The organism is Acutalibacter muris (assembly GCF_002201475.1).
GTDB classification, from domain to species: Bacteria; Bacillota; Clostridia; order Oscillospirales; family Acutalibacteraceae; genus Acutalibacter; species Acutalibacter muris.
On sequence record NZ_CP021422.1, the window covers coordinates 3,351,355 to 3,372,922 of the forward strand.

General features: G+C 52.7%; 26 protein-coding genes and 1 pseudogene. 20 read left to right on the top strand and 7 right to left on the bottom strand.

The window, feature by feature from the left end; all coding sequences use genetic code 11:
- Positions 1-32 precede the first annotated feature (32 nt).
- Together ADH66_RS21220 and ADH66_RS21225 are read left to right on the top strand one after the other, a co-directional pair.
- Entirely contained in the window at positions 33-734 is a 702-nt protein-coding gene (locus tag ADH66_RS21220) for an IS110 family transposase (protein WP_236757105.1), read from the top strand.
- The gene (locus tag ADH66_RS21225; protein WP_236757106.1) at positions 700-1,155 is read left to right on the top strand and encodes a transposase; all 456 of its coding nucleotides are present in this window, start codon (positions 700-702) and stop codon (positions 1,153-1,155) included. Before ADH66_RS21220 ends, ADH66_RS21225 begins: the two co-directional genes overlap by 35 nt.
- 416 nt (positions 1,156-1,571) lie before the next feature.
- Here the strand turns inward: ADH66_RS21225 and ADH66_RS17145 are convergent, their stop codons facing one another.
- The 5 genes from ADH66_RS17145 to ADH66_RS17165 all read right to left on the bottom strand — a co-directional run bounded on the left by ADH66_RS17145 (position 1,572) and on the right by ADH66_RS17165 (position 6,744).
- Complete coding sequence (locus tag ADH66_RS17145; RefSeq protein WP_066538322.1) at positions 1,572-2,744, bottom strand: hypothetical protein; 1,173 nt, start codon at positions 2,742-2,744, stop codon at positions 1,572-1,574.
- Complete coding sequence (locus ADH66_RS17150) at positions 2,690-4,438, bottom strand: HD domain-containing protein (RefSeq protein WP_066538319.1); 1,749 nt, start codon at positions 4,436-4,438, stop codon at positions 2,690-2,692. The genes ADH66_RS17145 and ADH66_RS17150 overlap by 55 nt, the downstream gene beginning before the upstream one ends.
- A 50-nt stretch (positions 4,439-4,488) precedes the next feature.
- On the bottom strand, positions 4,489-6,069 hold the full coding sequence (locus ADH66_RS17155) for a glycoside hydrolase family 5 protein (protein WP_066538317.1): 1,581 nt from the start codon (positions 6,067-6,069) through the stop codon (positions 4,489-4,491).
- Positions 6,070-6,272: 203 nt separating this feature from the next.
- Positions 6,273-6,479, bottom strand: coding sequence for an accessory gene regulator B family protein (locus ADH66_RS21905; RefSeq protein ID WP_066538314.1), 207 nt, complete (start codon positions 6,477-6,479; stop codon positions 6,273-6,275).
- A gap of 109 nt (positions 6,480-6,588) precedes the next feature.
- The gene (locus tag ADH66_RS17165) at positions 6,589-6,744 is read right to left on the bottom strand and encodes a cyclic lactone autoinducer peptide (RefSeq protein ID WP_084384395.1); all 156 of its coding nucleotides are present in this window, start codon (positions 6,742-6,744) and stop codon (positions 6,589-6,591) included.
- A 314-nt stretch (positions 6,745-7,058) separates the two neighbouring features.
- On the opposite strand from ADH66_RS17165, the gene ADH66_RS17170 reads away from it, so the two are divergent.
- From ADH66_RS17170 to ADH66_RS17225, 11 genes are all read left to right on the top strand, one after another.
- Entirely contained in the window at positions 7,059-7,460 is a 402-nt protein-coding gene (locus tag ADH66_RS17170) for a LytR/AlgR family response regulator transcription factor (protein WP_157767230.1), read from the top strand.
- Positions 7,461-7,486: 26 nt separating this feature from the next.
- Positions 7,487-7,789 carry a LytTR family DNA-binding domain-containing protein gene (locus ADH66_RS17175; protein ID WP_407922935.1) on the top strand — a complete coding sequence of 101 codons (303 nt, stop codon included), beginning with the start codon at positions 7,487-7,489 and terminating at the stop codon, positions 7,787-7,789.
- A 95-nt stretch (positions 7,790-7,884) separates the two neighbouring features.
- Positions 7,885-8,241, top strand: a complete 357-nt coding sequence (locus ADH66_RS17180) for a hypothetical protein (protein WP_088364474.1) — start codon at positions 7,885-7,887, stop codon at positions 8,239-8,241.
- A 16-nt stretch (positions 8,242-8,257) separates the two neighbouring features.
- Positions 8,258-8,512, top strand: coding sequence for a hypothetical protein (locus ADH66_RS17185; RefSeq protein WP_157130644.1), 255 nt, complete (start codon positions 8,258-8,260; stop codon positions 8,510-8,512).
- A gap of 95 nt (positions 8,513-8,607) precedes the next feature.
- Positions 8,608-8,856 carry a GHKL domain-containing protein gene (locus tag ADH66_RS17195; RefSeq protein WP_157130643.1) on the top strand — a complete coding sequence of 83 codons (249 nt, stop codon included), beginning with the start codon at positions 8,608-8,610 and terminating at the stop codon, positions 8,854-8,856.
- Positions 8,857-9,150: 294 nt separating this feature from the next.
- Complete coding sequence (locus tag ADH66_RS17200) at positions 9,151-9,603, top strand: hypothetical protein (protein ID WP_066538304.1); 453 nt, start codon at positions 9,151-9,153, stop codon at positions 9,601-9,603.
- Between the two features lie 24 nt (positions 9,604-9,627).
- Positions 9,628-10,227 (top strand): type 2 periplasmic-binding domain-containing protein, encoded by a 600-nt coding sequence (locus tag ADH66_RS17205; RefSeq protein WP_207653011.1) that lies wholly within the window; start codon positions 9,628-9,630, stop codon positions 10,225-10,227.
- Between the two features lie 3 nt (positions 10,228-10,230).
- Complete coding sequence (locus ADH66_RS17210) at positions 10,231-10,422, top strand: hypothetical protein (RefSeq protein WP_066538298.1); 192 nt, start codon at positions 10,231-10,233, stop codon at positions 10,420-10,422.
- Positions 10,423-10,622: 200 nt separating this feature from the next.
- Positions 10,623-10,889 carry a hypothetical protein gene (locus ADH66_RS17215; RefSeq protein WP_066538296.1) on the top strand — a complete coding sequence of 89 codons (267 nt, stop codon included), beginning with the start codon at positions 10,623-10,625 and terminating at the stop codon, positions 10,887-10,889.
- Complete coding sequence (locus tag ADH66_RS17220; protein ID WP_066538295.1) at positions 10,889-11,131, top strand: hypothetical protein; 243 nt, start codon at positions 10,889-10,891, stop codon at positions 11,129-11,131. Before ADH66_RS17215 ends, ADH66_RS17220 begins: the two co-directional genes overlap by 1 nt.
- 65 nt (positions 11,132-11,196) lie before the next feature.
- Positions 11,197-11,700, top strand: a complete 504-nt coding sequence (locus ADH66_RS17225) for a hypothetical protein (protein ID WP_157130641.1) — start codon at positions 11,197-11,199, stop codon at positions 11,698-11,700.
- A gap of 228 nt (positions 11,701-11,928) precedes the next feature.
- On the opposite strand, the gene ADH66_RS17230 is transcribed toward ADH66_RS17225, so the two are convergent.
- The gene (locus ADH66_RS17230) at positions 11,929-12,231 is read right to left on the bottom strand and encodes a nucleotidyltransferase family protein (RefSeq protein WP_066538290.1); all 303 of its coding nucleotides are present in this window, start codon (positions 12,229-12,231) and stop codon (positions 11,929-11,931) included.
- 172 nt (positions 12,232-12,403) lie between these two features.
- Here ADH66_RS17230 and ADH66_RS17235 point away from each other — a divergent pair, with 172 nt between their 5' ends.
- The 6 genes from ADH66_RS17235 (at position 12,404) to ADH66_RS17265 (ending at position 19,603) form a co-directional block, all read left to right on the top strand.
- Positions 12,404-13,021: a TetR/AcrR family transcriptional regulator gene (locus tag ADH66_RS17235; RefSeq protein WP_066538287.1), complete on the top strand. Its 618-nt coding sequence runs from the start codon at positions 12,404-12,406 to the stop codon at positions 13,019-13,021.
- Between the two features lie 69 nt (positions 13,022-13,090).
- A complete protein-coding gene (locus ADH66_RS17240) occupies positions 13,091-14,869 on the top strand; it encodes an ABC transporter ATP-binding protein (protein ID WP_066538284.1) in 1,779 nt (592 codons plus the stop codon).
- Positions 14,862-16,589 carry an ABC transporter ATP-binding protein gene (locus tag ADH66_RS17245; protein WP_066538281.1) on the top strand — a complete coding sequence of 576 codons (1,728 nt, stop codon included), beginning with the start codon at positions 14,862-14,864 and terminating at the stop codon, positions 16,587-16,589. The genes ADH66_RS17240 and ADH66_RS17245 overlap by 8 nt, the downstream gene beginning before the upstream one ends.
- 133 nt (positions 16,590-16,722) lie before the next feature.
- Positions 16,723-17,691: a ketopantoate reductase family protein gene (locus tag ADH66_RS17250; protein ID WP_066538278.1), complete on the top strand. Its 969-nt coding sequence runs from the start codon at positions 16,723-16,725 to the stop codon at positions 17,689-17,691.
- 351 nt (positions 17,692-18,042) lie between these two features.
- The gene (locus ADH66_RS17260) at positions 18,043-19,227 is read left to right on the top strand and encodes an MATE family efflux transporter (RefSeq protein ID WP_066538275.1); all 1,185 of its coding nucleotides are present in this window, start codon (positions 18,043-18,045) and stop codon (positions 19,225-19,227) included.
- A gap of 13 nt (positions 19,228-19,240) precedes the next feature.
- Entirely contained in the window at positions 19,241-19,603 is a 363-nt protein-coding gene (locus ADH66_RS17265) for a metal-dependent transcriptional regulator (RefSeq protein ID WP_066538272.1), read from the top strand.
- A gap of 58 nt (positions 19,604-19,661) precedes the next feature.
- On the opposite strand, the pseudogene ADH66_RS17270 reads toward ADH66_RS17265, so the two are convergent.
- A pseudogene (locus ADH66_RS17270) lies at positions 19,662-19,910 on the bottom strand (ABC transporter ATP-binding protein); the annotation flags it as partial.
- Here ADH66_RS17270 and ADH66_RS17275 point away from each other — a divergent pair.
- Positions 19,891-21,561, top strand: a complete 1,671-nt coding sequence (locus ADH66_RS17275; RefSeq protein WP_066538268.1) for a hypothetical protein — start codon at positions 19,891-19,893, stop codon at positions 21,559-21,561. The pseudogene ADH66_RS17270 and the gene ADH66_RS17275 overlap by 20 nt on opposite strands.
- Positions 21,562-21,568 lie beyond the last annotated feature (7 nt).

A 21,568-nucleotide genomic window follows, 5' to 3' on the forward strand; every position in this document is an offset into this window, starting at 1 on the left:
TCCTAAAATTTCCACCCCGAGGAGGTGAAATCGTGAATCAATTATTCGTTGGCATTGATGTGGGAAGCCGCGGGAACACAGCCTATCTCATGCGGCCTGATGGGGAAAAGCACAGCAATTTTACTGTACAGAACAACCGTGGCGGAGCTAAAATACTCATAGATAAAATCGTATCGGCACTCACCACAATGGGTTTGGAACAGGTCGTGATCGGCATGGAGGCCACCGGCATCTACGGAGATAATCTCGTGTACGCTCTCCGTGAGGACGGAACTCTGGGCCGGTTCCAGCGCAAGATCCATGTGCTCAATCCCAAGCAGGTCAGCAAGTTCAAGGAATCCTACTCCGAACTGCCCAAGAACGATGATGTGGACGCTTTTGTGATTGCCGATAAGCTCCGTTTTGGTCGTATCACCCAGGAGGTCTATATGGACGACTACCGCTACAAAGCCCTGCAAACCTTGACCAGAGCCAGATTCTACGCTGTGCAGGATTTAACCCGAGAGAAACAGCGTTTTGCAAACTATTTGTTTTTGAAATGCTCCGGTCTCGCCCAGGACAAGGACATAGCGAACTCCAGCGCCACCACCATCGCTCTTATGGAGCGCTTTGAAACTGTGGACGAGCTGGCTTATGCCGATTTGGATGAACTTGCTGCTTTTGTAAGCAAGGTCGGCCATGGCCGTTTGTATTGCCACCATGCGGGCGTTGGAAAAGCAAATCAAGGTTCTTGACAAACAAATTGAACAGATATTTGCTGTCCTTCCCAACACTCTGACCTCCGTTCCTGGTATCGGTAAAGTCTATTCTGCCGGTATCATCGCCGAAATCGGCGATGTGAACCGTTTCCAATCCCAGGCTTCTGTCGCCAAATACGCTGGCCTCGTCTGGAAGCAGCACCAGTCCGGTGAGTTTGAAGCCCAGAACACCCGCCTCATTAAGTCCGGCAACCGTTTCCTTCGCTACTATCTGCTGGAAGCCGCCAACTCTGTGAGAAGATGCGACTCCGAGTTCAGGCGTTACTATGACCTCAAGTACAAACAGGTCAATAAATACCAGCACAAACGCGCACTCGCTTTAACTGCCAGAAAACTGGTTCGGCTCGTCTTTCGACTGCTGAAGGAGGGGCGGAACTACATACCGCCGGAGGGCTGAGTCCTACTCGCTTTTCGGTAACGAAGCCCTGTTCAAAAAAATATCATGGGGCAGGGCTTTGGTTGGTGTTGCCTTTTTGCTGCTATGCCATTTCTTTTTCACCGCTTTTCTTGTGATTTTTCTTTCATTTCTCTATTGACTTCTTACCACTGGACTTTTTTTCTTTATCGTTTGGGTGCGCACCTGTGGCTTTTATTATATCAATCGGGTTAATGGTTGTCAACGTGGGGTATGTCCCTTTAATTTGTATAGTGAGCAGGCTCAAATCCGTATAAATCTGCTAAATTAAAAATCACCTGTCATTGTCCAAACCTTGAGGGTTCAGATGACAACAGGTGATTCCAATCAATTAACCTTTAGGAGGAAACGAGTCTTTCTCATGAGAGTCCTTCGCGGATGTGACCGTTCTTCTCATGCTATTCCCCCTCGCCGTCTTCTTTTAGAGCCTCGTCCTCGTGCATAACGTCATAGTAGTCGGAAAGGAGGCGCTTGTAGGTTTCGACGATGTCCTCTTTTGTGCAGGGGGTGGGGGCGGCGCGGTTTTCAAGGACATATTCAGTTATACGCTTAAATTCTGGCGATCGTGTGATTTGCGTGATAAATTCGCACCTTGAACAATTTATCACACGCTCGTCTCTGGCAATAACAGGCGAAATTATATAGGCACTTTCCAGAATATTTGATGGTATATTATCAACTGTAGCGCCGCGATGGTTTAGTGTTAAAACGCTATATTCTTCCATGGCAAGAATATTATAGCGAATTGGAACACTATCTCGACCCGCCCCACAGTACATATATTTCAAAACAGCAGTTCTTGTTTCTTTTCCCATTTCACAGTAATCTGCTGGGGTGTTTCTCAATGAGTATAGGCATATGGAGTTCCACTCCAAAGAGCACCAGATTTTTTTAATGCATCTATCTGGAATCCGCATGATAAAACTGGTATCTAAAACTATTCTCTTTTGTTCAAGTCCATCATACATTAAATTACATATCTCACATATGCTTTGCGCCGTGTATCCCAATCTACATACGTCTGGAAATATCTCACTGCCTAGCCAAATACCCGCAAAGTAATAATCTTCATAATCTGTTAGTACACTTCCCATTGTAACCGTGGTTTCGTGATACTTGCTATCATCTGCCCATTGCAAAACCCGGATTTTTTTCACCATGGGATGCAAATACTTCTCGGGTGACGCAAGCATTCGTTTCCTTTGGTTGAAATCCGCAATGGTCCAAATAGCGCTAAATTTATCTGGCAAAGGCAAGCCGAGATTAAAATTGTCTATTTCTATGACCTTTCGAGGTGGGTTATCCTGCTCGAGCAGAAAGCCAACAGCGGCTCGGAGAATAGTACTGAAACGGTGAGCAATTTCATCAATTTTCTTCTGACTAAAATTCATTCGGTCTAAAGATAGATATTCTTTTGCATCCAATCCCCAAAAATCGATAGAATACACAAGTTCTGATCTGGCTATGTACCCGAAGAAATCGTGAGTTACGTCAGGGGAATATACATATTTACCTTTCAAAGACATATCGAGCGATGGAGATGCATTAAAACTAGGCTCAATATGGAGCATCGTGTAAGTCTCCTATCCCATACCTGGATTCCCTCATACGTAGTCTGCGTGACTAGGAACGGCCCTTTTTGCTGACAATCTCCTGGCTGAAAGTCATTCCAGAGTTCGTTCCTAATTTTTTTCAACAAAAGACAGTCCTGGGTGATATCTACCGGAAACCAAGACAGTTCCACCCAATGCTTCATATTGTCGCAAAAATCTTTATATATAGTATCTGCAGTTCCAGAATCCTCACCAAAGGGGTCATAGGACTTTTTCATAGGAATATTAATCTGCAATTGGTCAAATACCACTTCTACACACGTCCCCTGCTCCTCCCAAAACTCACCCTTTTCAATCTGCACATACCCCTCCTTTTTCCGGGACTCCACAGTGACCTTAATAGCGCCCTCCTCCGGGCGGCTGTAAATAGTAAAAACGGGCGCAACCAGGAAGACCGACTGCAAGCCTATGCCGAACCCCGCCGTGGGCCGCAGCCAGGCGGGCATTGCTTCGATTTCACGCCGCCGAGCCTTGTCCTGATGATAGCTTGTCCCCACCCGGCACATCTGCTTGACGGTGTCAACGCTCATGCCGGTGCCGCGGTCGATTATACGGATCCGAAACTTCTCATCAGGCTCTTGCCTCATATCCACTGTGATTTTATAGCTGTCAAAGGCCTCGGCTTTTATGTCGTAGGGCTGGAGATGAGAGAGGTCATTTTTATCTGCGTTATCAACCAAATAAAGGTCCGGCCGTTTCTGTAAGTCGCGCCATAGCTGAATCTTGCTTGCATCCTCCGCGTTTTGGATAAGCTCGCGCAGAAATATCATTTTATCGTTATAGATCCCGGAACCCTCAATAATCTCAAAGGCCTTTTCCTGAGATATCCCAAAGCGTAAGTCACTGGTGTTCTCTATATCAGGCTTACCGTTTAAGAGCAGTTCCTTCTTAGTCAGCCGTGGAGCGGTGCCGCCCAGCTCTTTTGGGATAAGGCTCAGCCAGTTGATGGCGGCAAAGGTAAGCTCGCTCTCCAGCCAATCCAGGAATACCCGCGTTTCCCGGTACACGGAGTGATTCGGGCAGTCCGCCCGGTACTCAATTTGCTCCGGCGTGATTAACAGATGAATTGTGGCCTCGTGCTTACCCTTATGGGCAGCGGAGTCTTGAGGCAGTTCCCCGGTTACCAGCTCAGCCGTGGGTTCAAACCGGCTGTTGTCCGCATCCAAGAGGTCCCCGAGCCGCAGCATCTCCGCCAAAAAGCGTGGATGGATATAGTCGGCGGCGTAGCCGTTGGAAATGTAGTCCAACTTTAGAACATCCTCTTGATTACAAGTATGCAGCAGGGAGAGCTGGCCCAGCAAATACTCCTGGAAATCAGCCGATTCCCATTCCTGTTCGATATTGTCATAGAGCAAAAGCATACCAAAATCGTGGAGGTACGCTAACTGTAAGAGCCTCCAGGTATCCGTAGGAGACAGCTTGCATAGGCGGTCCTCTCCCAGAAGCTGCTCCATATTGGAGACCACATTTTGAGAGTGGAGCTCATCATGCACGCTGTAGTGAGGGTAATTCTGCGCCACCTGTTTGAGCGCCGACACACAGGAGCGCTTGTTGAGCTCCCAGCTGGAATGCAGGTTCTTAAACTGCGGTGCCTGCTGGCAGAGGGTGCTTAGATGCTCCTCCAGGCCGTAGGGGGTTTTCGGTGTTTCCATTTTAATCGTCCTCCTGCTCCCAATATGTAAGTAATTCAGTCCGGGCATATCTATTCAAAAATTATCCTCTCAAGCAGGCTCTCTCCGAACCCACCGGCCACGCGTATAACTGTCTCTGCGGCGGGCAGCAGTTGCAGCGGGCCGTCCCCCGGGGACACCGTACCAAGACTTCTTCCGTCCTGAAACACCTCTACCTGTCCGTCGGAGCCCTTGCCGAACTCCACAGCGACGCTGCTGCCCTCCTTCGCGGCGAAGAAGGTGTACTCGGCGTACTCCCCGGGGGATAGGCTCAGCTTGAAGACGTCCCAGCGGCAGTCAAAGCCGAAGCGCTTTTCGGGCAGGGACTCCGGCTCGAGGAGCTTCATGCCCGAGCCCCTGCGATAGCCGCTGACCACATCGGTCCGGCAGAACCCAAGACAGCCTCCCTCGTCGAAGTCCGTGGCCCGCACTGAGCAGCCCGGCTCTCTTCGGACGCTGGCGCTGACCCTTGGCCGCTCCAGGCAGTTCTCTATAAGAATATTTTCAAGGTACTCGTCCAGCAGGGCCTGGGCTTCCTCATAGGAGGGCCGCTCCCCGCCGCTGGTATAGGCGGTAAACTTTTCCCAGCCCTTCGGCATATTCACCGAGTATGGGGAGTTCTCGCAGTCCATCTTCTTCCAGGGCCAGACGTTATAGCCCACCCCCAGCTTTGCCCCCAGTGGGTACAGGGCCGCGAACCACTCCGGGGTGTTCTCGCCGCTCTCACCAAGCCAAAGGGGCTTGTCCCAGCGCTCTGATAGCTCCAGGAACTCCCGGTACGCGCCGATATCCGGCATAACGGCGTAGCGGTGGAAGTGGAGGACCATATTGCTGTCGTAATCCATGCAGAACACCGACGGGTCCGTGGCCCAGCTGCCTCCCTCGATAGACAGCATATGCTTCTGATCGTGCCTGCGTATCTCGGCGATAGCCTCTATGTAGAAGTCCCGCAGCCTTGGCAGAAGGTACTGGCAGGGCCTGCGGCCGTCGTCCGGGCGCAGGGGCTCGTTTAAGAGGTCGTAGCCCCCCACTATCCACCGGTCCTTATAGCGCCGGGCCAGCTCCCCCCACAGGGCCACGGCCTTGTCCCAGCTGTCCCTGTCGGTGAACAGCCGGGGGAAGTCGTCCACGCAGTCGTCGATATTGGTCCCGGTCTGGCCGCCGGGGGCCCCGTGCAGGTCTAAAAAGGCATATATCCCCGCCTCCTGGCACCAGTCCAGCAGCCGGTCCAACAGCCGGAAACCCTCCTCCCTCCAGCGGAGGCCCGGCTCGTCCTCCATAAGCACCCGCCATCCGATGGGTACCCGCACGGAGTTATAGCCAAGCTCCGCCATGCGCAGTATATCCTCACGGCGGATATAGTTCTCCCGAAAGCGGGGCCAGAAGGCCTCGGCGTACCGGCCTCCCGCCAGCTCCCGCACCACCTGCTCCAGCTTCCGGGGCCGGTCACCCCTTGGGCCTGCCCTCCACATATACCCCTCGCAGAGCAGCCAGTTGCCAAGCCCCCATCCGGACAGGAGGAGGGGCTCGCCTTTTCCGTTGACGATTTCACGGCCTTTGGCCCGTAAAAATCCGCTGACGCGTGCTTGGGAAAGTTTTTCATTGGTGTTCATTTTTGTCCTCCTGGTTCTCAAGGGCCGCCGGCTTCTGCTGGAAGCGGCCGGGGTAATTTTTGTGCATTGATGCCGCAGGCGTTCATACTTCTACAGCCCGAAGCTTTGAGTATTATTATATCTGGCTTTGGCGTGGAATACAAGCTTTTGGGGGATTTCTTGGGGAGAGTCCGCACTCCCGCAAAAACACGAAAGAAGGTAAATCACTTATTGTTGCCCAAACCATGGCGGTCTTTTATAAACACGCATGGAAACTGAAGCGCCGCCGAGAGGATCCCGCAGAGTACCGGCGATTGAAAGTGGAAGCCCCCGCAGAACTTTCTCACAAGGAGGAAGGGAATTATTAACAGGAGGCCCTCTACTACCATGTTAAGGAAAAAGCTGATAACCAGCGCCAGCCCCAGGGGCACAGGGTGAAAAGAAAGCTGTAAATGCCGTACTCGTAGAGTTCCACGTCACTAGCAAAAATGGCCCCTGCTTACAGGAGCCATTTTGCAGTGACGGCGGCTAGGCGCCTGATCACTTGATCTTGCTGAACCGGCGCAGGGATTCGGGGGCTTTGGGCTGGTGGATGATGGTAGAAGATGCTGTGTTGGCGCCCACGAAGAGGATAGCGGAAAGGAAAAAGGCCATACCTGCTGCAAGCTTTGAGAAGATGTCTTTTGCTTTTATCATTGCAGTTCCCTCTTTTGGCTTATATTATACTCCCCATACACAAAAAAATCTAGCCCAATTTACCAAATGGTCAAAAATCGATACAAAATGGTCATTTCATGAAAAAACGCTTATTTTCTTCTCGTGATAAGATAAACACAATATATTGTGGAGGTAAAGCAGATTATCTTTAGGGAGGGGAGGCACGTCGGAGAAGCAGAAGCTGACAGCAGAGATTAACAAGCTGCTAAGAAAACAAAACCCAGAAAAAGGAGGACAAACGAAGATATTTGTGGTATAATTTTTCATATAGAATAATGTTCCAGGGTGACGCCATGAGAATTATTTTATGCGATGACGACGAACAAATCTTGGACCAGCTGCAAAAGTATCTTAGAGAATACCATGAGTCTGCCCATCTCGCTCAACCTGAATATGCAGTTTACTCAAACGGCGACGCCCTGCTTGCTTCGGAGTCCAGAGCTTCTGCCCTGCGAGCTGACATTGCGTTTCTTGACGTAGAGATGCCCGGACGGAATGGCATAAACATAGGGGCGCTTTTGAGGGAGAAAAACCCGAAAATCAAAATTTTCATTGTCACCTCCTATCTGGATTATCTTGACGACGCTATGAAATTTCATGTCTTTCGCTATCTCTCAAAGCCCATTGATAAGGCGCGGCTCTTTCGTAATTTCAAGGAGGCTCTATACCAAATCAGTATGGAGGCAGAAAAATAAGCATAGAAACGAAAGAGGAAACCATTATCTGTTCATCAGACGAGATTGTCATGATTGAGAAGGAGGACCGTAGAGTAATAGTCCATACCCTTTCCCGCTCCTTAGAGTCCGTAGAAAACGCGAAATACTGGGACAGGCTTTTGAAGTACAGGAGCTTTAATAGGCCTCACCGAAGCTACATAATCAACTTAAAGTACCTCCAGTCCTATACCCATGAATCGATCGTTCTTAAAACACCTGATGGGAGAATTTGGGAGGCATATATAGCCCGGCGCAAGTACCAGGAGTTCAAAGACGCGCACCTGCTTTTTTTGGAGGCGATGTCATAATGGATATGAGGCTTATCTATCTGTGCATATACGTTGCGGAGGGCATTACGGCGTGAAGCTATTTTTCAGGAATGTTTAGAAGGCGGTGTACGCTTTTGGTAAGCGTGGCGGCATATGCTGTAGGCTACGGCACGGCTTTCCTTACCTTCAATATCGCGGATACCTGGATAAACGGCTTGGCGTTTGCTCTGATAAATTTCACTCTGCTATGCGGCTGCTACACCTGCCCATGGAAAGCGGGCATCTTTCATGCGGGTATGCTCACCTGCTTATCAACAGGGCTGGAGTTCATAATTGTTTTGATCTTGGGCGCTGTGCCAGGCGACTATGACCTATACCAATCCAGTACACCAGTGCTGACGATTTTGGCTGTTTGCGGGCTATCAGTACAGTCAAAAAGTCAGCCAGCAGTACCTTTCACTGCAAATGGTGAAGCAGAAGAAGGAGGCTGAGGGAGTCTATTTTAAAATGCTGGAGGGAAAATATGATGATCAGCGGGTGCTTATCCACGACCTCCGGCGGCACCTGACCGCCATCAAGGGACTTGCCCAGGAGCAGGGCGCGGATTCTGTGGTGGACTATGTTACGAAAATCAAAGAGCTGCCGGCACTTCAAAACAGGATACGCTATTGCAAAAACCCAATGCTTGACGTGGTGCTGTCCAGGTATGAAGAGCTCTGTTACGAGCGGGGCATAGCTTTCCAGGTGGAGGTGCGGGATTAGGAGTATGATTTTATCGCCCCAAACGACATTACCGCCCTGTTTGGAAACCTCCTTGAAAACGCCGTGGAAGCGGCCAAAATACTGCCGAGCCTTATGTGGAACTGCACATGGGCAGTCCTGCGGGGACAGACTTGTTTTTGTCCTTGACAAACCCTTGCAGCCACCCGCCCCGGGAGGACGGTCGTGGGGGATTTCTGACCCGCAAGCTCAATAAGGAACAGCACGGTATCGGGCTGAAAAGCGTGAAAGCCATTGTCAGAAAATGCGACGGCACCCTAAACCATGAATATGACCGGGAAACGAAGCTGTTTAATATCTCAGTCCTGTTGAAAGATAAAGTATAAATTCATAATCCCCCAAGAAGCCCCTCTCTGGTGTCAGAGAGGGGCTTCTGTTTGGTTAGGAGGAAACCACAATATATCGTAGTTCCTAATGGGTATAAAAAGTATCAACATACCATTTTGTCGCGTTTTTTGTCATTTCGCGCAAAGGAAGTTGTAAAAACAAAATTTTTCTGCTACACTTTTGGCAGTTGAACAGAAACCGTACTACAAGTCCGATTTCCGTCAGCAAGAGTTGGTCGACTCGATGTCCTAATCAGGTTATTTGCCAATTTATTCTTTAGAAGGTGAGTATACATGAGAAAAAGCATTTTTATAGCTCTTGTTTCTCTGCTCCTGGCAGTATTGTTGATTTCATGCGGCAGCAAAAATCAAGATGACCCAACCCCCAGCCAGCCCGACCAATCGGGCCGGACAGACAAATTGAGTCTGCCACAGCTGTCCGTGCTTGTAGACCTGCCAAGCGCGGACAGCGGTAGTATTGATGGCTTTTTCCCCTACGTCCCCGGAAACGGAAAGGACTTCCTGATCATAACCGAGACCCTGCCCCCAGAGGGTCAGGAGCGTAGCGCCGCTCTCAGCCGGATTCGCACTGAGGTACTGGCGGGAAAAGGCCCCGATGTGTTTATCTGCACCTGCTGGGCCCCTGGCATAGGTGAGGAAGGGCTTTTCAAGTTCCCGAACCAGGCCATGGAAAACAGGATATTCCTGCCGCTGGACGACTATATTTCGCAGGCTAAGTACATGTAGTGGGACCGTCTTCTGCCAGTTGTGATGGAGGCCGGGAGGGGCGACGAGGGTCAAATGCTTCTCCCGCTGGCGTATACGTTTGACGTGCTCCTTTTGGACAGGGACAGGTTCAGCTCAAGCGTTGAGCTCCCGGCGGCATGGGAGGAGCTGGCCGAAAGCGCAGATAAGCTTGCCCGGTCGCTGGCGGGGTATGTGACGCCTTATAATATGATGGGAGAATTGGCTGATTACGATAAGGGCTTACCTGCGTTTTCAGAAGACGAGCTGTTTGAATATATGAAAAAGGCTATAGACCATTCAAAGAAAGTCCAATCGGAGGCGATCGTACCTGTCTTTGTGAACTTTACAGACGGCAAATTTAGCGGACCAGACAACACGCTGGATCTACTCAACGGACGGAAGTTCGACTTCTTTTCTACCTATAATAAAGATAGCGGCATCACAGTGGACATAACCGCCTTTGCGGGCATAAACCGCAACAGCGCCCACCCGGACGAGGCCTTTACGGTGCTGGATTTCCAAATTAGCCGGGAGGTTCAGAAGGGCTTTCCCATCTATTCCGCCATGCACAGCCTGCCCACGCATATGGATCTTTACTCAAACGAATACCCCGCCCACGGATAGGCTATGAGCGAGGAGCATTTCGAGAGCTTCTCCAGGCTGCAGGACCAGATAAACGTGGCGAAATTCTATACTCTCTTGGAGGGGGCCATGCTGGGTATAACTGCCGAGTTTGACTTTAAGAAGGGAACGGAGGAGCTGAGGAAGATTGTACATAAGCGCTACATGGAAATGTCGATGATGTTGGTCAAGAGCTAAAAGCAGGCCCCCCCACATGAAAAAATCACACAACACCTTATAAGATAAGTCCAAGCTGGTACAAAAAGTTCTCTGTGCGGGAGCTCCATCACTGTAGAACAATGCCGTGTTTTGGCAGAATCTGAGGTGTGCCTCATGGAGGTACGCATCTTCTATTGGTAAGATTTTCCTATAAATCTTTTTTATAGGAGGGCTTTCCAATGAGAAAATTCAGTGCTCTGCTCAGGCCATACCTGCAAAATGTCCTAAACCTTACCCGGCACGAAAACAACGTTACTCAGGAGAACATGGCGGAATTCTTCTATATGTCCACCCGTTCCTACTGCGACTTGGAGAGGGGCAAGTCCGGCTTTTTCGCCGTGAGCCTCATTATCCTTCTCGCTGGTCTTCCCGACGATGTGATGGTGTGGCTTGTCCGGGGATTTTTCAGTCTCCTTTTAGACGCGCTGGACGAGGAGGTGATCTGATGTCCGCTTTGAAATTCTATGGCTGTTACTTATCCTGGCTCGGCGCTTCTGAGCCCGTCCCCCTGCAGAGTCTCTTTGATTTTCCTTTCACCAACAGGGACATTTATGAGGAGGACAAGGTTGTGAACCGTCTTTTCTATCTTGTGCCTGACCTGTCTGGTACAGTTCCCCGATGCTTTTTCTTCTTTGAGGAGAACGTCTTTTCAAAAGACAAGGTTGGCGACCTGCTCCTGCAAACTTAAGCGTTCCATACCTTTGAGTCCTGATATATCCTTTTCACAGGGGCGGTTCCCAATGCGGGCCGCCCTTGCCTTTTGATACACGATATCGTTCGGTCTCTCCTCCACATATTGGCTTACAACTTGAAATAGAGCGTCATTCTGCACAGAGGCGGGCGAAGCATCCTCAAGGAAAAAGCGGCGGCACCGGCTGGGAAAGTCCTTTACATAAACTTATCGGTCACCCCTGGGGCCCCCTGGTGCTGAGCCATATCGCCCATCTCAGGAGCCTGTTCATCGGCAAGGGCCTGCTAGATCTGGTCTTGATACGCCGTCAGGAAGCCTCTGCCCATGTCGATATACTCGTCGCGCTCGCCATCGTCCAATTGGCCCACCAGGGGGCAATAGAGCGCCAGCTTGACCGGCCGGGCGGCCTAGGTCATGGCCTTGATATCGTCACGGAGCAGGATATTCCTTGGCGGCTTGCTAATACCGGCTTCCAGCATATCGTGATAGAGCTGGTGGATGTCGGTGGGCAGCTCCCGCTCAAGGGCTGCCCCAGCCTTTCCGATGGTTTAACCTTGATTATTTGATACACCTCCTTGTATAATGTATTTAGGTTGTTCAAGGGATACCTATAAACCCTCAGACCTACTTCTTTACATCTCCTATCTGATAGGAGATAATAGTTTTATTAGATTGAGAGGATGATCGTCACCTCCTTGAGCGCCTTTGCTCGTACTTGAAAGACTGATCCCTCTCTCTAATAAGCTTTCCGCGTATGAGTTGGATGTTGGTTGCCTTATGGCTTCTCTCCGTATTTAGCACAAGGTAGTGGCGCCTATTATCTGAGTGGTCTCCCAATCCAAAATTCTTCTTCTGAGGTGACTGTATGTTTTTTTGTTGGCATTGATATTGGTAAAAATAACCATGTCGCTTCCATGATGGATGAATCTGGCAAGGTGGTATTTAAGGCTTTCTCCTTGTATGGCAAGGTCGATATCACTACGCTCCCGGTTGTCGCCCCTTGCCCGGGAGCCGAAAAGGATTACCTTGTCCAATTTGCATTGGAGAGCCAAATCTATTATTTCGACTTTTAAAGTTTCTGATAGACTGTAATCCACTTAACGCACCTCCATCTTATCTATTCAAGTATACATCAAGAAGCGGAATTTAGCAATGGATCTTTCTAAATCATTCAACCGCTTTGCGGCAGTTTTGTCATTTGCACTTGACAGGGCTGCTCGATTGCGGTATAATAACACTGTTATATAGCGTTGTTATAGGAGGGCTAATGTGAGCGACAACCCCACTCTCGAAAAGATCCACCAGACCGCCACCGCAGAGTTCTTGGAAAAAGGCTTCCAGGGAGCCTCCCTGCGGAATATCGTCAAGTCCGCTGGAGTGACCACCGGGGCCTTTTACGGCTACTACTCCAGCAAGGAGGCCCTGTTCGCCGCCCTGGTGGAGCCCTGCGCAGCGGCTGTCATGGGCCGGTTCATGACAGCCCAGACGGACTTTGCCCAGCTCCCCAAGGAGGAGCAGCCCGCCCATATGGGGCAGGAATCCGGGGACTGCGTCGACTGGATGATCGACTATATGTACAGCCACTGGGAGGCGTTCAAGCTGCTGATCTGTTGTAGCAGCGGCACCCCCTATGAGCACTTTATTCATAATATGGTGGACATCGAGGTGGAATACACTTTCAGATATATCGACGTACTGAGGGACCTGGGGCATACTGTCCCCGAACTGGACCGGGAGCTGTGCCATATGATCGCCAGCGGGATGTTCGAGGGAATGTTTGAGGTTTTGCGGCATGATATGCCAAAGGAGCGGGCGGTCAGGTTTGTCACCAGGCTGAGGGAGTTTTATACTGCTGGTTGGATAAAAATAATGGGACAGAATAGTTAGCACGGTAACTATGTCCTATTATTTTTGCCATATAGTTAGCTGCAACTAATCATCTAAGGAGGTATCAACTTGAAGAAAGAAAGCAACCTAAAGGAACTCATGCACTATGCGGGGCGGCACAGGTTTCTGACCTACCTGTCCCTGCTGCTGTCCGCCGCCAGCGCGGTGCTGGCCCTGTTCCCCTTCGTGTTTCTGTTCCGAATTACCCAAGAGGTCCTTGCGGTGGCCCCGGATTTTCCCCGGGCCGGACACGTTGTCCATAACGGCTGGCTGGCGGTGGGCTTCGCCCTGCTGTCCATTGTGGTCTACGTCTGCGCCCTGATGAGCTCCCACCTGTCGGCTTTCCGCATCGCCGGGAACATCCGCAAGGCGCTGATGGACCATATCGCAAAGCTGCCCCTGGGCTTCATCGGCGAGATGGGCAGCGGCAAAATACGCCGCATCGTCAATGACAGCAGCGCCGCCACCGAGACCTATCTGGCCCACCAGCTCCCGGATATGTCAGCGGCGGTCACCACCCCAATCTGCATGGTAATCCTGCTGTTCCTGTTCGACTGGCGGTTCGGGCTTGTAAGCCTTTTGCCTATCGTTTTAGGCTTTGCAGCCATGTTCAAGATGGTGGGCCCACAGATGGCAAAGGACATCAAGGAGTACCAAAACGCCCTGGCGGACATGAACAACGAGGCAGTGGAGTATGTGAGGGGCGTGCCGGTGGTCAAGACTTTCGGGCAGACCGTCCACTCCTTCGCCCGGTTCAAGGGCACCATCGACAATTACTACAAATACTGCATCGCCTACTGCAAGAAGTGCCGGGGCCCCATGCTGATGTACACGGTGTTCATCAACAGCGCCTTCGCGTTCCTGATTGCGCTGGCGCTGATTCTGACAGGCAGCGGGCCGGTGGCGCAGCCGATACTCTTGAATTTTATCTTCTACGTGATTTTCACGCCAATTATCGCCACCGCCATGTCCAAGGTCATGTATATGAGCGAGAACGGCATGATCGTGGCCGACGCGCTGGGCCGCATTCACTCCATTTTGGACGTGGAGCCGCTGCCCGACCCCCATGCCAGTAAACGACCGGCAGACAATTCTGTTACCCTGGAAAACGTGACTTTCCGTTACAGTGGCAGTGCAGAGGATGCAATCAGGAATATATCTATCAAAGTTGAGGCTGGTGAAACGGTGGCCTTGGTAGGACCGTCCGGCGGCGGCAAGACCACGGTGGCGGGGCTTATCTCCCGGTTTTGGGATGTAACCGGCGGGGCCATCCAGATTGGCGGCGTCAATGTAAAGGACATTTCAAAAGATGTTCTGATGGACACCGTGGCCTATGTGTTTCAAGACAGTAAATTGCTCAAAACTTCCATTCTGGAAAATGTGCGGCTGTCTAAGCCCAACGCCACCCGGCAGGAGGTAGAGCGGGTACTCCACGAGGCGCAATGTGACGACATCATAGCCAAACTGCCCCAAAGTATTGACACGGTGATTGGTACCAAGGGCGTGTACCTCTCCGGCGGCGAACAGCAGCGGATTGCCATCGCCCGGGTCATGCTGAAAAACGCGCCCTTCCTTATTCTGGACGAGGCCACCGCCTTTGCGGACCCGGAAAACGAGGCGCTGGTGCAGAAAGCCTTTGAGCGGCTCTCCAGGGGCAAACCCGTCATCATGATCGCCCACCGGCTGACCACGATTAGGAACGCAGACCGCGTCTTTGCGCTGAGAGACGGCCGGGTGGAGGAGAGCGGAACCCATGACGCTCTCCTGGCAAACGATGGGCTTTACGCCAGGATGTGGCGGGATTATCAGACCTCAATAAACTGGAAGGTAGGTGTAAATCATGGTTGAACGACTGATGAAACGTTTCGCCCTCTCCCGGGAGGGCGCGAAGGGGCTGGTAAAAGCTACCGCCGCCTGCGCCGTGGCTGACTTGGCACTGATGTTCCCGGTGGGGCTGCTGTATATGCTGGTGAGCAGTTTTCTGAACCATAATCAGCCTCAATATATGCTTTACGTTCTGGGGATTGCCGGGGCTCTGGTGCTGGTCTGGCTCACCGAGTTCTGGAAATACAACGCCACCTACTTCTCTACTTACCGGGAATCCGGGGCCTGCCGCCTCCGGCTGGCGGAGAAGCTGCGGCAGCTTCCGCTCTCTTTCTTCGGAAAGAAAGACCTGTCCGACCTGACAAACACCATTATGGGGGATGTGCAGGTAACGGAGCAGATGTTCTCACACTATGTGCCACAGTTCTACGGTTCGGTGATTTCCACCTGCCTGGTGGCCGTCAGCCTGCTGTTCTACGACTGGCAGATGGCCCTTGCGGCCCTTTGGGTACTGCCGGTGGCGCTGGTAATTGTAGGTTTCTCCAAGAAAGCGCAAAACCATTTTACACGCAAGCAGACCGCCGCAAACCTTGCCGTGGCAGAGGGAGTGCAGGAGTGCTTGGAAACCCTCCGCGACTTGAAAAGCTGTAAAGCCGAGGGAAAATACCTGGACGGCCTGGGCCGGAAAATCGACGTACTGGAGGTACGGCACATCAAAAGCGAATTGGGTTCGGCCATGTTTGTGGTCCCGGCACAAATGATTCTCAAGCTGGGAATCGTCTCGGTGGCGCTGGTAGGCAGTATGCGCCTGATGAGCGGCGAGCTGTCCCTGGTGACCTTCTTCCTGTTCCTGCTGGTGGTCTCCCGCATTTATGAGCCCATGAATTTCTCCCTGCAAAATCTGGCGGCTATGAACTCCCTGCAAGTGAACATCGACCGCATGAACGAGATCAACGAAACTCCCTCTCAGAGCGGCGAAGCGGCCTTTGTCCCCAAAGGCTATGACATCAAATTTGACCACGTGGGTTTTGCTTACAACACTGGCGAGACAGTGCTGAAAGACGTCTCCTTTACCGCCAGGCAGGGCGAGGTCACGGCCCTGATCGGCCCCTCCGGGGGCGGCAAGTCCACCGCCGCAAAGCTGGCGGCGCGGTTTTGGGATATTGACCGGGGCAAGATCACCGTCGGCGGTGTGGATGTGAGCCGGGTTGACCCCGAAAAGCTCCTGACCGCCTACTCCATCGTGTTCCAGGACGTGACCCTGTTCAACAACACGATCCTGGAGAATATCCGCATTGGCCGGAAGGACGCAACAGACGCGGAGGTCATGCGGGCGGCACAGGAGGCTATGTGCGAGGACTTTATTGCCAAGCTCCCCCAAGGGTATCAGACCATGATTGGGGAAAACGGCTCCAGTCTCTCCGGGGGCGAACGGCAGCGCATTTCCATCGCCCGGGCGCTTTTGAAGGACGCGCCCATCATCCTGCTGGATGAGGCTACCGCCTCCCTGGACGCGGAGAACGAGACGGAGATCCAGCAGGCTATCTCCCGGCTGGTGGAGCGAAAGACGGTGCTGATCATTGCCCATCGCATGAGGACGGTGGAGAACGCCGATAAGATCGTGGTGCTGTCCGGCGGCACGGTGGCTGAGATGGGGAGCCCGGAGGAGCTGATGAAGAAGAACGGGGCTTTTGCCCGGATGGTGAAGCTGCAAACGGAGAGTCAGAATTGGACGCTGGAATAGAAAAATTGTCATTGACAAAAATTGTTCGGCATAGTAAAATATAAGTGAGTTAGCGCACGCTAATTGGCGTGCGCTATTTCTTGAACTCCATGTTAGCGACGGCTAACAAACTTGAGAGAATATGAGGGGAAGCATGAAAATCTTGATCTATGGGGCCGGGGTCATAGGCAGCTATCTGACCCATGTACTGTGCGCGGCGGGAAATGATGTGACTCTGCTGGCCCGTGGAGGCTGGCGGGAGACACTGGAGCAAAGCGGCCTGACCATTTACCATCACCTGCAAAAGAAGGTTACCCGCGACCGTCCCCGCGTAATTGGAGCGCTGGACAGAGAACACTACGACTTGGTTTTCGTCGTCATGCAGTATCAGCAGATGGCGGCGGTCCTGGACGATTTGGGCCGGGTGGACAGTTCTATCGTGGTGCTGGTGGGCAATAATATGTCCGCCGGAGAGATGGAGCGGCATATCCGAAATTGTTCCGCCGCGCCTCAGAGAGTGCTGTTTGGATTTCAGGGCACCGGCGGACGGCGGGAGGCGGAACGAGTGGTCTGTGTTCGGTTCGGGGAGGCGGGAATGACGGTGGGCGGACTGCATAAAGAGCTGTCCCTGGTGGAAAAGCGGAGGCTCAGGTCGGCGTTTGCCGGGACGAAATACAGGCTCACCTGGGCCGCGGACATGGACGCCTGGTACAAGTGCCATCTGGCTTTCATCCTGCCCATCGTCTACTTAAGCTATGCCTTGAACTGTAATTTGAAGCGGGCCACAGAGCGGCAGATCAAAACAGGGCTTCGGGCAGTCCGGGAGGGGTATGAACTGCTGAAAGCTTTGGGGTACCCCATTTTGCCGGAGAACACAATAGAGAAGCTCTACGGTTTCCAAGGGGGGCTTTCCTATGCCGTGCTACAGATCATGGCCAAGACAGCTATTGGGGAACTGGCTGCTACTGATCACTGCCGCAGCGCGGTCGCGGAGCTGGAGGCGCTGGAGAAAGCCTTTGCCGCTTTGCGGGAGCAGCGGCCGGACTTTCCCATGCCAAACTGGGACGCCCTGCGAAAGGCTATGCCCGATTGGCAAGCGCTTTACCTCTCATATGGAAAATAGGAAGGGTAATCACGAAATACACTTATTGTGAAGGGTTGATGTGGCATATCCTCGCCCCGGCCTCTCTCAGTAGTTTGCAGGGCTGGGACGCTCCTGCGCTGAAAAGGAGAGCCAAGACGATTTACCGTCAGATGGTGAAACGCACACCCAGTATCGGCGGGCTGACCGGTAATTCCCTCCACGTCTGCCTTGTGGCGGGGATGATCTGGCTGTCCATCTATGAAGCGGCGGAGGGCGCAATGGGAAATGGGTGTTTTACTAGGTCATGCGCACCTTTCACATGGGCTTCATGCTCCACAGTGAATCTTTCACGCCCGAAGGTTAGCATAAACTAACAAAAAGGAGGCCAACATGAAAAAGAGGGCCAGCGCCATTGATTTCACCACCGGCTCTATCTGGAAATTGCCTCTGCTGTATTTTCTGCCCGTCCTGGCAGGTGGGCTTTTTCAGCAGCTTTACGCCACGGTGGACGCTGTGATATTGGGGCAGTTCGCTATGGCAGGAGGACTGGTGCTGTCGGCGGTATGCGTGGCGGCAGCGCCTTTGGGCTTGCGCCTGATGAGCGTACCGAACGACGTGTATCCTTTGGCGCTGGGGTATGTACAGATTTATTTTGCCGGGCTGGCCGTATCCATGGTCTACAATATCTGCGCCGGAATTTTGCGGGCGGTGGGGGATTCCCGGACACCGTTCTGCATTTTGGCAGTCTCCGGCGCGGCGAATGTGGGCCTTGACCTGTTGTTCGTGGCGGCATGGGGCATGAGCGCTCCCGGCGCGGCTTTGGCCACAGTCCTGGCCCAGGGGCTGAGCGCGGCACTGGCGCTGGTGGTATTGGTAAGGCGGCAGGCGGCTTACCGGCTGTCCCTCGGGCGGCTCCGCTTTGACAGGGCAGTGCTGGGGAAAATATTCACCATCGGTCTGCCTATGGCTTTGCAGTCCGTGTTGTACCCCATCTCCAACATGACCGTGCAGGCAGCGGTGAACCAGACCGGCACGGATAATATCGTAGCCTGGGCCCTGTGCGGCAAGCTGGATTTTCTCATCTGGCTGGCGGCGGACTCCTTCGCGGCGGCGGTCGCCACCTTTGTGGCGCAAAATTACGGCGCAGGCCAGGGAGAGCGCTGCCAGAAGGGAGTGCGGATCGGCCTTGGCATGACCCTCGCTGTCATTATTTTTATCAGCGCTATCTTATTTTTGTGGAGCGAGCCGCTGGGCCACCTTATTCTCAACCCGGCGGACGCGCCCATTGCCGGCGTCACCGGCAGGCTTATGAGGCTGATGGCCCCGCTCTACTTCCTATATGTGTTCGGCGAGGTCTTTGCCGGGGCGATTCGGGGACAGGGGGAGAGCCTGCGGCCCATGGTGATCACTCTGCTTGGCACCTGCGCTACCCGTGTCCTGTGGATATGGCTTGTGCCGCACAATCACCAACTGCTGGCAATCTTGGCAGTCTACCCGGTTTCCTGGGCGGTCACATCACTGGCTTTTACAATCTATTATCATCTGTTCCGCGACCATACCAAGGTACGCACCTAAAGGGAGGACAATTATGGTATTATACGCGTCCGGCGAGGACTATCTGGAGGCAATTTTGGTTTTGCAGCGTAAAATGGGCGCGGTGCGCTCAGTTGATCTGGCCCGACACATGAATTTTAGCAAACCCAGCATTAGCAACGCGGTAGGGCTGCTGAAAAAGGGCGGGTTCTTGGAGGTTGACGGAAACGGTTCCCTGCTCTTGACCGGCCTGGGCCGGGAGGTGGCAGAGCAGATTTATGAGCGGCACCAGTTTTTCACCCGCCAGCTTATCGCCGCCGGGGTGGATGAGAAGCTGGCTGAGGAGGATGCCTGCAAGATCGAGCACGCCATCAGCGAGGAGAGCTTTCGAAAGTGGAAGGCGGAGTTGGAGGGATAAAAAGAGACTGTACAAGCAAGTCGTTTTCGCTTGTACAGTCTTATCTTCTTTTGGAACCTTATCCGGCCCGCACCAGGGCAGTATTCATATGGTACCTGCCTTTTGGCACAACATAAGGCGTGCAGGAGACAGGATCTTCCATTACCACGCAGTCCAGCCCGTAGACTTCTTTTATTAACTCCGGGGTGAGAATATCCGCAGGCTCTCCCTGGGCCAGCAGTTTCCCCTTGCGCATGGCAAAAAGCCAGTCGGCGTAGCGGGCAGAGAGATTGATATCGTGGAGTACCATGCCGATTGTGGTACCCTTAGAGTATGAGGCTGCTTCTAATCCCAACGCGGCGCTAATCCGCGCTATCCTGGAGAAGATGAGAGTCGACCCTAACGGCGCCCCCCTGCACGACACAAGGAATGAATCTGATGACGAGACAATAAAAGGGAACGCTATTGCTGACGATGCGCTGTACACCGAAGGCACTTACACTGTAACTGCCACAGCCTCTGACCTTGCGACATACGGCGATATCAATGTAGAGGTCGCGGCCAAGAACCTCATGGGCCACCAGAACGCCGATGCCCCTGAGACCATGGGCTACTGGGTCGGCGTGAAGTTCCCTGCTGTTGTGGATGGCTGGACCATCACCAAGTATAAGAGGGATGAGGAGACCGAAAGAAATATTACAGCCGAAGACTTTGATGGCGAGGAAGGTGCGAAGACTCTTAACGGCTACTACAATGTGGGCGATACCGCGGTGGCAAACCCCCGCCAGCGTCCTGTTGTGGTGACCTATACTAAGGGTGAACAATCTGTAGCGGTCAAGTTCAATGTTGACCTGGAAGGCGTGGAGATCGTGGTGCCCGCCGCAACGCCCAAAGATGATGGCTCACTGAGCGAGGAGACCACAAAGGAGCTCGTCGCCGCTATCAACGCCGCGGCTACCGGCAGCAGCACGAACCACGAGGACACCGGCGAAGCAAGTAAAGACGTTCCCACCGTCAGCGTCGGGACCATCGCCAATGGCACCGTTACTATCGACAAGACAATCGTTGAGGCGCTTACGAATGCAGCTAACGACAGTGAGAAAAACAATGTCGACCTGAAGATCGTCGGCCAGGGCGGCGCGGAGGCTACGATTCCCGCGACTACGGCAAAGGCTCTTGATGCTGCGAAGGATCTGAAGCCCACCGTTAAGGCCGAGACTACCTCGGACGCAAATGTTAACACCGAGAACCTAACAGCTGATGAGGCCACTAAAGCTATTGTAACCCACGCTCTCGAATCCCTGGGCACTGATGGCAAGTACGTTGTGACCGTCACCATGGAGCAGGAGAGCAAGCTGTTTACAGCCCCTGCTAGTTGCGAAATTATCGTGAAGGTGCCGGTTCCCAGCTCCGACTACGATACCGTGATCCACATCGGCGACGACGGCAAAGTAACAAAGGAGCCTGCCGAAAAGGGCGGCGATGCGGAGAACGGCTACTTCCTGACAGTCACGCTGAATCATCTGTCCCAGGTATTTGGCGCTAAGAGCAGTGAAGTGAGTGATATTCCTGTCGACCCGGGCGAGCTGGGCGCGGCCGCGATGCCAAAGGTCACATACACCAAACTCGCTGATATGACCGGAGCAGTTACCGGCGTTAATGGTACTATCAATCAGAATGACGTTTATAACGAGTCCGGCGTGCTGGTGGTCAAGAACACAAGCGAAGCAACACAGAGATATATTATTTCTGTCGGCCCGAAGGCCACGGCAAATAGCTTCAATATTGCCTATGTTGTAAAGCTCGAAAAGGACGAACAGTATGTTCTCCAGTGCCAGCAGACCCTTGCTGTCAAGGTTGTTGGCGTTGGTATGACCACAAATCTGAACGAGAAGTTCAAAATGGAGGACTTTGATATCGATGACTGGGTTAATGTAACGGAGGCAGAGAACAGCTATACGGGCGTTACCGCTGACTAAAAAGGAG